Source organism: Parasphingopyxis sp., assembly GCF_052168275.1.
Classification (GTDB): Bacteria; Pseudomonadota; Alphaproteobacteria; order Sphingomonadales; family Sphingomonadaceae; genus Parasphingopyxis.
The window spans coordinates 1-8,662 of sequence record NZ_JBQLZM010000038.1 but is presented as its reverse complement, the minus strand read 5'-3'; the positions used below and the strand labels follow the sequence as shown (position 1 = coordinate 8,662).

8 protein-coding genes are annotated in these 8,662 nt (G+C 64.3%); 6 read left to right on the top strand and 2 right to left on the bottom strand.

The window, feature by feature from the left end; all coding sequences use genetic code 11:
* A partial coding sequence (locus ACTS1X_RS03520) for an inositol monophosphatase family protein (RefSeq protein WP_442612997.1) occupies positions 1-531 on the top strand: 531 nt, incomplete at its 5' end.
* Here ACTS1X_RS03520 and ACTS1X_RS03515 read toward each other — a convergent pair.
* The gene (locus ACTS1X_RS03515; RefSeq protein WP_442612996.1) at positions 528-2,627 is read right to left on the bottom strand and encodes an AsmA family protein; all 2,100 of its coding nucleotides are present in this window, start codon (positions 2,625-2,627) and stop codon (positions 528-530) included. The genes ACTS1X_RS03520 and ACTS1X_RS03515 overlap by 4 nt on opposite strands.
* A gap of 161 nt (positions 2,628-2,788) precedes the next feature.
* Between ACTS1X_RS03515 and rpmI the strand changes: the two genes are divergently transcribed.
* From rpmI to ACTS1X_RS03490, 5 genes are all read left to right on the top strand, one after another.
* Complete coding sequence (gene rpmI / locus ACTS1X_RS03510; RefSeq protein ID WP_176869918.1) at positions 2,789-2,992, top strand: 50S ribosomal protein L35; 204 nt, start codon at positions 2,789-2,791, stop codon at positions 2,990-2,992.
* 13 nt (positions 2,993-3,005) lie between these two features.
* Complete coding sequence (rplT, locus tag ACTS1X_RS03505; RefSeq protein ID WP_442612995.1) at positions 3,006-3,368, top strand: 50S ribosomal protein L20; 363 nt, start codon at positions 3,006-3,008, stop codon at positions 3,366-3,368.
* A 114-nt stretch (positions 3,369-3,482) separates the two neighbouring features.
* The gene (pheS, locus tag ACTS1X_RS03500) at positions 3,483-4,592 is read left to right on the top strand and encodes a phenylalanine--tRNA ligase subunit alpha (protein ID WP_442612994.1); all 1,110 of its coding nucleotides are present in this window, start codon (positions 3,483-3,485) and stop codon (positions 4,590-4,592) included.
* Positions 4,589-6,982 carry a phenylalanine--tRNA ligase subunit beta gene (gene pheT / locus ACTS1X_RS03495; protein ID WP_442612993.1) on the top strand — a complete coding sequence of 798 codons (2,394 nt, stop codon included), beginning with the start codon at positions 4,589-4,591 and terminating at the stop codon, positions 6,980-6,982. The genes pheS and pheT overlap by 4 nt, the downstream gene beginning before the upstream one ends.
* Positions 6,983-7,167: 185 nt before the next feature.
* Entirely contained in the window at positions 7,168-7,431 is a 264-nt protein-coding gene (locus ACTS1X_RS03490; RefSeq protein ID WP_442612992.1) for a hypothetical protein, read from the top strand.
* 496 nt (positions 7,432-7,927) lie between these two features.
* On the opposite strand, the gene metW is transcribed toward ACTS1X_RS03490, so the two are convergent.
* Positions 7,928-8,518 (bottom strand): methionine biosynthesis protein MetW, encoded by a 591-nt coding sequence (metW, locus tag ACTS1X_RS03485; RefSeq protein WP_442612991.1) that lies wholly within the window; start codon positions 8,516-8,518, stop codon positions 7,928-7,930.
* Between the last annotated feature and the right edge of the window lie 144 nt (positions 8,519-8,662).

Sequence of the window (8,662 nt, the reverse complement as noted above, 5' to 3'; positions counted from 1 at the left end):
GGGACGACGAGCTTCATCGCCGGACGGCCGACCTTCGGCACGCTGATCGCGCTGATGCAGGACGGCTGGCCGTTGCTGGGCGCCATCGACCAGCCGATTTCGGGCGAACGGTGGATCGGCGCCATCGGCGGCACCACGCAGTTCGGGAACAAGCCGGCCGCGACGCGCCGATGCGCGGGCCTCGACAGCGCCACGGTCGCGACCACGAGCCCGCACTGTTTCAACGAGGAGGAAGGCGAGGCCTTTCTGCGGCTGGTCGCCAAGTGCCACGCCAATCGGCGGCAAGGCCCGATCTATGGCGGCGACTGTTACAATTACGGCCTGCTGGCGTCGGGCCATATCGATATCGTCGTCGAGGCGGGCCTCGCGCTCCATGATTTCGCGGCGCTGATCCCGGTAGTCGAGGCGGCCGGCGGCCAGATGTGCGACTGGGAGGGCCATCCGCTGACGGCCGAAAGCGACGGCCGCGTCATCGCGCTCGGCGACTCCGCCCGGCTCGACGATGTGCTGGAAGCGCTGCACGGCGCCTAGAAGATACCGAGGCCGAGGGGGCCGTCGTCATCTTCCTCTTCGCCATCCGCCCGGCCGTCACCGACATCCTCGCGGGGATCGCCATCGGCCTCGCGCTGCGCATGGGCCCGCGCGCCGCTCAGCACCGGACCGCAATCGGCCGGTTCGGCGTCCCCGATATCGACAAAGGCGATGACGGCGGCGAGCGGGCTGACGATCGCGCCGAGACCGATCGCCGCGCCGGCGCGCGCCAGCAGCTCGCCGCTGATCGGATCGATCCCGGGCGCTGCAAAATAACCGTTGATCCCGACCGGCGACTGGCCGGAGAACAGGCTGAAATCCTTGCCGTCCGCTTCGACCGCGAGATCGAGGGCCTCGGTCCGGAAACTGAAACCGCCGCGTCCGACGATCACATTCTTGCGCGTGTCGACCAGGATCGGATCGGCGGCGGCCAGGCCGTTGCGGACGGTGAAGCCGATCAATCCGCAGTTGATCTCGATCGGCTCGTCCAGCTCGTCCTCGAACATCAACTGGACGAATGTTCCGATATCGAGTTCGGCAAGCTGGGTGTTGCCCGCCACCAGCGAACCCTGCGGCATGATGATCGCGATCCGGCCGCTCGCCGTGCTCAGCGAATCGTGCACGGTGTTTCCGCTGCCAACCAGCTGTACGCGGCCTTGAATCGTGCCTGTCGTGCCGTTCTGCTCGGCGCCGAACTGGGCCAGCAACGTCCCCATCGGCGTCGGCGATAGCCGGACGTCATAGGAGGTCCGCACCACGTCCTGGCGCGCGTCGATCTGGATATCCGACGTCAGGTGGCCGCCCGCGACATCGAATTCGAGCGGCGACAGGCGCAGCAGCCGGTCGTCGAGATCGACGGTCATGCTGACATTGGAGATCGGCAGGCTTTCGGCGCGGACCGTGTGCACCCGGTAATCGACATGGGCGTCGAAGCGCGCGAGGGCATCGGTCCGCAAGGGCGCGTCGGGCAGGACCCGCGGCGCACCATTGACCGTCCTGATGGCGCCGCTGCCGCCCTCGGCGTCCAGGCGCTCCGGACTGTAACCGATGAACGGCCCGAAATCGATGATATCGGCGGTGTCCGATGAGAGCTCCGCAGTGATCATCATCCGTGGTTCGCGCATCGCGACCGTCATCCAACCGGCCAGATCGCTGTCGCCGAACTGGCCGGTCAGGTCAGTAAAGCGCCATTCGTTCCCGGCCTTGGTCAGCTGCGAGCGCAGGCGATAGGCGCGGGTTTCCGGCACCGCGATCCCGGCAAAGTCGAACAGGTCGGCCATATTGCCGCCCCGCACGCGCACTTCGAGGTCGGCGCCTTCGATTTCGGTCAGGCCGGGAAGCACGCCCGATACGTCGAACACGGTGTTCACGCCCTCGGCGTGCAGGCGGAACTGGTTGCGCCCGCCCGCGATCATGGCGTTGGGCGAGAAAAAGCCGCCGGCGAGCGTGAACGCCTCGCCGCGCGCGCGGCCATCGCCCGAAAAGCGTATCGCATTCTCGAATTCGCTGTCGCGCGCCCGGATCGTCTCGAACGCGACATCGGCCGAGAGGGCGGCGGCGGGATCGCGGTAATGGAGTTCGGTGCCGCGGATCGCCGCATAGCGGATCATCGGCAGCTCCAGCGGTTCGCCGCGGCTTTCCCCGAAGGTCCAGCTGTTGCGCTCGCCGTCCGGGCTCCACTCGAGCGCGATATCGCCGTTGACGAGTTCGAGCCACCGGACCCGGCGCGAACCGAAGATCAGCGGCAGCGTCGCGACGCGGCTCGCGATGCGGTCGGCCTTGAACAGCGTTTCGCTCTCGGCCCAGCCTGGATTCGCGATCGTCATGTCCTCGGCGAGAAACTGGATATCGATCGGGTTGAGATAGAGATGGAAATCGCCGCCGACCCGGACCTCCCGGTCGAGCTGGGCCGAGACGATGCGCTCGAACGGCTGCTTGAGGAAGCTGCCCTTGGTCACGTAGAGGATGAACCAGGCGAGCAGGAGAACCGCGAAGAATCCCGTGATAGCGTACAATAGGCCGCGCACGACCCGCTTGGGCGGATTGGCGAGGAATGCCCTGATTTCGGCAAATCTGGTCGACACGCTGCTCACCATGCGGGTTCAACATTCTTCTCGCCGTCGGGTTCCCGCGCAAAAGCGTTGCCTTTCGTCCGGCATCGCCTTATATCGCCCGTCTTCCAAACGATGTGAGGAACTGTCCGGCCGATATGGGCTGCCGAGGCCGTTCGCAAATCGTCAGTGACAAGGAGACGAAAATGCCCAAGCTGAAGACCAAGAGCGGTGTGAAGAAGCGCTTCAAGATCACCGCCACCGGCAAGGTCAAGCACGGTGTCGCGGGCAAGCGCCACCGCCTGATCAGCCACAATTCCAAATATATCCGCCAGAATCGCGGCACCACCAAACTGTCCGACGCCGATGCGAAGACGGTCAAGAAATGGGCGCCCTACGGGCTGCGCTAGGAGGTAAGCGACAATGGCACGAGTGAAACGCGGGACGACGACAAAAGCCCGCCACAAAAGACTTCTCAACGAAGCGAAAGGCTATTGGGGCCGCCGCAAGAACACGATTCGCGTGGCGCGCCAGGCGGTCGAAAAGGCCGGCCAGTACGCCTATCGCGATCGCAAGGTCAACAAGCGGAAGTTCCGCGCGCTGTGGATCCAGCGGATCAACGCCGCGGTGCGCGCCGAAGACCTGACCTATGCGCGCTTCATGCATGGCCTGAAGCTCGCCGGCGTCGAGCTGGACCGCAAGGTCCTGGCCGATCTCGCGATGAACGAACCCGAGGCGTTTAGCGCCGTCGTTGCCCAGAGCAAGGACGCGCTCTCGAACGCCTGAGGCAACGACAGCAATAGCCGGTAGCAAGGCCGGCAATTCCGACTAAAAGGGCGCGGGGAGCGATTGGGCTCCACGCGCCCTTTTTCGCATCAGCTTTTCGAAACGGACGGAACGATGGACGAGCAAAAGCCCGATCTGGAACAGCTCAAACAGGATTTGTGCGCGGCCATCGAGGTCGCGACCGGACTCGATTCGCTGGACGCCGTCCGCGTGCACGCGCTCGGCAAGAACGGCGTCGTCACCGGGCTGCTGAAGACGCTCGGCAAGATGTCGCCCGAGGACCGAAAGGTCGAAGGGCCGCGGATCAACGGGCTGCGCAGCGACATAGCGGAAGCGATCGAAGCCAAGAAAGACGCGCTGGCCGCGGACCTGCTCGAACAGCGGCTGGCGTCCGAAACGCTCGACCTCTCGCTGCCGCCCAAGGAACGGCCCGAAGGATCGGTCCATCCGGTGAGCCAGGTGATGGACGAGCTTGCGGAAATCTTCGCCGATCTCGGCTTCGCGGTCGCGACGGGCCCGGAGATTGAGGACGACTGGCACAATTTCACCGCCCTCAACATTCCCGAAAGCCATCCGGCGCGGGCGATGCACGACACCTTCTATTTCGGCGACAACCGGAAGCGCGACGGCCAGGCGATGATGCTGCGCACGCACACTTCGCCCGTGCAGATCCGCACGATGACGTCCGAAGAACCGCCGATCCGGATCATCGCGCCCGGCCGCACCTATCGCTCCGACTCGGATGCGACGCACACGCCGATGTTCCACCAGGTCGAAGGCCTCGTCATCGATCGGGACATCCATATGGGCCATCTCAAATGGACGCTGGAGACCTTCGTGAAGGCCTTCTTCGAGCGCGACGATATCGTCCTCAGATTCCGCCCCAGCTATTTCCCCTTCACCGAACCCTCGGCGGAGGTCGATGTCGGCTATTCGCTGCAGGACGGGAAGCGGATCATCGGCGGCGATCCGACCAAGGAAGAAGGCGGCTGGATGGAGATTCTCGGCTCGGGCATGGTCAACCGGCGCGTGATCGAGGCCTGTAATCTCGATCCGGACGAATGGCAGGGCTTCGCCTTCGGCTGCGGCATCGACCGGCTCGCGATGCTCAAATACGGGATGGACGACCTGCGGGCGTTCTTCGACGGCGATCTCAGATGGATCGAACATTACGGATTCTCGGCGCTCGACGTGCCGACCCTGAGCGCGGGAGTGGGCGCATGAAGTTCACGCTGGGCTGGCTCCAGGAGCATCTCGACACCGACGCCGATCTCGCCACCGTGCTCGACACGCTGACCGCGATCGGGCTCGAGGTGGAGGGCGTCGAAAATCCGGGCGAAACGCTCGCCGATTTCAGAATCGCGCGGGTCGTCTCGGCCGCCCGGCATCCCAATGCCGACAAGCTGCAGCTGCTGCAGGTCGATACCGGCGACGGCATCCCGGTCCAGGTGGTGTGCGGCGCGCCCAATGCGCGCGAGGGTATGGTCGGCGTGTTCGCGGCGCCGGGCACCTATGTCCCGGGCATCGATATGACGCTCAAGCCGGCGAAGATCCGCGACATCGAGAGCTTCGGCATGATGTGTTCGGAGCGCGAGCTCGAACTGTCGGACGAACATCAGGGGATCATCGATCTCGACGAGAGCGCGGCGGCGGAAGTTGGCGAAAGTTATGCGCACTGGGCCGGGCTCGACGATCCGGTGATCGACATTGCGATCACCCCCAATCGGCAGGACTGCATGGGCGTGCGCGGCGTGGCGCGCGACCTGGCGGCGGCCGGACTGGGTACGCTAAAGCCGCTACAAGTGCCTGATATAAAAAGACAAAATAGGCCGTCCATCGCAATACGGACCGACGATCCCGAGGGCTGCCCGGCCTTTTTCGGGCGCACCGTTTCGGGCGTTTCGAACACCGCCTCGCCCGGCTGGATGCAGAAACGGCTGCGCGCGATCGGGCAGAAGCCGATCTCGGCGCTGGTCGACATCACCAACTATATCATGATCGATCATGGCCGCCCGCTGCACGTCTACGACCGGGCGAAACTCGGCGATGCGATCTTCGCACGCCGGGCCGAAAACGGCGAACGGGTCGTCGCCCTCAACGGCAAGGAATATGTCCTCGACGATACGATGACCGTGATCGCGGACGAGAATGGCGTCCACGATATCGGCGGCATCATGGGCGGCGAACATAGCGGCGTGCAGCCGGAAACCGCGGATATCGTGATCGAATGCGCCTATTTCACGCCCGAGCGCATCGCCCGGACCGGGCAGACGCTCGCCCTGATGTCGGACGCGCGCGCGCGCTTCGAACGCGGCGTCGATCCGGCCTTTCTCGACGACGGCCTCGCCATCGCGACGCAGCTCGTGCTCGACATCTGCGGCGGCGAACCGTCGGAAAAAGTCGAAGCCGGCGCCCCGCCGCTCGCCACGAAGACCGTCGCCTACGACCCGCAACTTTGCGCAACCTTGGGCGGACTTTCCGTGCCGTCCGAGCGCCAGCGCGCCATCCTCGAGGCCCTCGGCTTCACCGTCACGGGCCCGAAGAATGACGACGGGGCTCCGTTCGAGGTGACCGTGCCGACCTGGCGCCGCGACGTCGACGGCGCGCCCGACCTGGTCGAGGAGGTGCTGCGTATCGCAGGCTATGACGCCATTCCCTCGACGCCGCTGCCGCGCGCCGAGGGCGTAGCGACGCCGACCGCCTCGCCCGAACAGAAGCGCGAGCGCACCGTCCGCCGCGCGGCGGCCGCGCGCGGGCTCAACGAGGCGGTGACCTGGAGCTTCATTCCCAAGGCCGAGGCCGCGCTGTCGGGAGACGCCCCCTGGATCCTCGCCAATCCGATCAGCGAAGACATGAAGGTCATGCGCAGCTCGATGATCCCGGGCCTCGCCGCCGCCGCCAAGCGCAACGCCGATCGCGGCGCGGCCAGCATCCGCCTTTTCGAGATCGGCCGGCGCTATCTCGAGGACGCCGAACGCCCGACCCTCGGCCTGATCCTCGCCGGCGCGCAGGACGCGCGGCACTGGCAGGGCGGCGGCGAGCCGTTCACCGCCTATGACGCCAAGGCCGAGATCGTCGCGCTGCTCGCCGCCGCCGGCGCGCCGGTCGCGAACCTGCAACTCTTCGGCGATGCGAGCGGGCTCTACCATCCGGGCCGCTCGGGCCGGCTGTGCCTGGGGGCCAAGACCATGCTGGCCGAGTTCGGCGAGCTGCACCCGAACACGCTGAAGGCGCTCGATCTCGACGGCCCGGTCATGGCCGGCGAAATCCATCTCGACGCGATCCCGATGCCGAAGGCGAAGGGGGGCCATATGCGCAAGCCCTTTACCCCGCCCGCGCTGCAATCCGTCACCCGCGACTTCGCCTTCCTGCTCGCCGCCGACACCCCGGCCGGCGACCTGCTCCGCGCGGTCCGGGGCGCGGACAAGCAGGCGCTGGTCGATGCGCGGATTTTCGATGTGTTTGCCGGCGAGGGCGTCGGCGAAGGCAAAAAGTCGGTGGCGATCGAGGTGACGCTGCAACCGGCCGAGAAGAGTTTTACGGAAGCGGATCTGAAAGCGATTTCGGAGAAGGTAGTGAAGGCGGCGGAGAAGGTCGGGGGCGAGCTCAGGTGATAGCCATTTTTGGCGAGAAACAGAGATGCTTGCGAGAAAGTTCGACGTGTAGGGCCCAGATGAGTTTCGATATGATACCGATTCGCCCGCACGGACTCGTTTTGGACCAAGAGTCAAGAGTTTTTGCGTGACACGACTCGAACCAACATGATAGGCTACGTCACCCTTGGTAGAAAGGCTGCACCATGCCCAAAGAGCGAGAAACTGCCTTACGAGAGAATTTTCACTATTTTCAGGGCGTTGTTAAATCACTGATGGAGAGCCACGCTGGCCAATATGCGCTTCTCCACTCAAAATCGGTCATCGATATCTTCCCGCGGCCCATTGAAGCCTTGCAGGCGGGTCATACGCAGTTTGCAGACGGCATGTTTTCAGTTCAAAAAGTGACTGATCGTCCTTTCGACTTGGGGTTCATGTCGTATGGCTCTGGTGAGCGGCCTACTGACTGAGGGAAAGCCCTTAGTCGATATTACATTAGCAGACGCAACGCCGGAGCCGACCGAGCTATCGGCACAAAGTAACGCGTCTTCTTTTCAGGTAAGGCCGTACAGAGCGTTACTGGATACTGGCGCAGATATCACGTGCCTGTGCGACCACGTGGTCGCAGAGTGTCGATTGAAACCTTATGGCTTCGAGAGGATGATCGGCGCTCTCGGCCCAAGCCTTCACGAAACATATATCGTGCAAATTGGAATTTTATGCGGGGATCCGAGTGATCCTGACGCCGACCGTGGCCTTTTCCAGCTCGAACCACTCGTAGCGGCAGTCATCCGAGACAATCAATGGTTCGATTTGATCATTGGAACGGACGTGCTTGCTGACCACGAATTCTCCCTCACTAGAGGTGGCGGTTTCAGACTAAAGCTATTCTAGATTCCGACAGAAATCGTCGCCGAGACCCTATCAATTTAGCCTCGACCCTGCTCCAAACGTTTTAAATAAAACCTACCGCCCCAGCAGGAACACCGCCTGTTCGGCCAACAGATTCGCCGCCCCCGCCCCGCGCTGCCGGTTGCCGCTCAGGAACCAGGCGCGCTCCACCGCGATCCCCTGCTTCTCCACCAGCGCGCGGAAATCGTCGATCGTGACATGGTGGATATTCTCGGTCGCATACCAGCTCAGGGGCAGCGCGCCGGTGACCGGCATCCGGCCGCCGAACATCAGGCTCGCCCGCACCCGCCAATAGGCGAAATTGGGGAAGGAGACGAAGGCGCGCGGAGCGATGCGCAGCAGCTCGCCCAAAATCGCGTCGGGGGCGCGGGTCGTCTGCAGCGTCTGGCTCAGGATCGCATAGTCGAACGCGCTGTCCGGATAGTCGGCGAGATCGGTATCGGCATCGCCCTGCACGACCGACAGGCCCCGGGCCATCACCTGGGCGACATTGTCGGGATCGAGCTCCAGCCCGCGGGCATCCGCGCTTTTCTCGCGACGCAATGCCGCCATGAGGCCACCATCGCCGCACCCGATATCGAGTACCCGCGCGCCTTCGGGCACATGATCGGCGATGATCGCGAGATCGGGGCGGAGATCAGTCATGCGGGCGTTTCTCGCGGATTCACTTGGCGATAATAGCCGTCATTGCGAGCGGAGCGAAGCAATCCAGAGCAACAGGCGATGCGCTTGCGGCTCTGGATTGCCGCGTCGGCCCGAAACGAGTTCGGGCCTCCTCGCAATGACGGG

Coding starts and splice junctions, on each gene's coding strand:
- ACTS1X_RS03515 (WP_442612996.1), bottom strand. CDS start 2,627: ATGGTGAGCAGCGTGTCGACCAGATTTGCCGAAATCAGGGCATTCCTC.
- rpmI (WP_176869918.1), top strand. CDS start 2,789: ATGCCCAAGCTGAAGACCAAGAGCGGTGTGAAGAAGCGCTTCAAGATC.
- rplT (WP_442612995.1), top strand. CDS start 3,006: ATGGCACGAGTGAAACGCGGGACGACGACAAAAGCCCGCCACAAAAGA.
- pheS (WP_442612994.1), top strand. CDS start 3,483: ATGGACGAGCAAAAGCCCGATCTGGAACAGCTCAAACAGGATTTGTGC.
- pheT (WP_442612993.1), top strand. CDS start 4,589: ATGAAGTTCACGCTGGGCTGGCTCCAGGAGCATCTCGACACCGACGCC.
- ACTS1X_RS03490 (WP_442612992.1), top strand. CDS start 7,168: ATGCCCAAAGAGCGAGAAACTGCCTTACGAGAGAATTTTCACTATTTT.
- metW (WP_442612991.1), bottom strand. CDS start 8,518: ATGACTGATCTCCGCCCCGATCTCGCGATCATCGCCGATCATGTGCCC.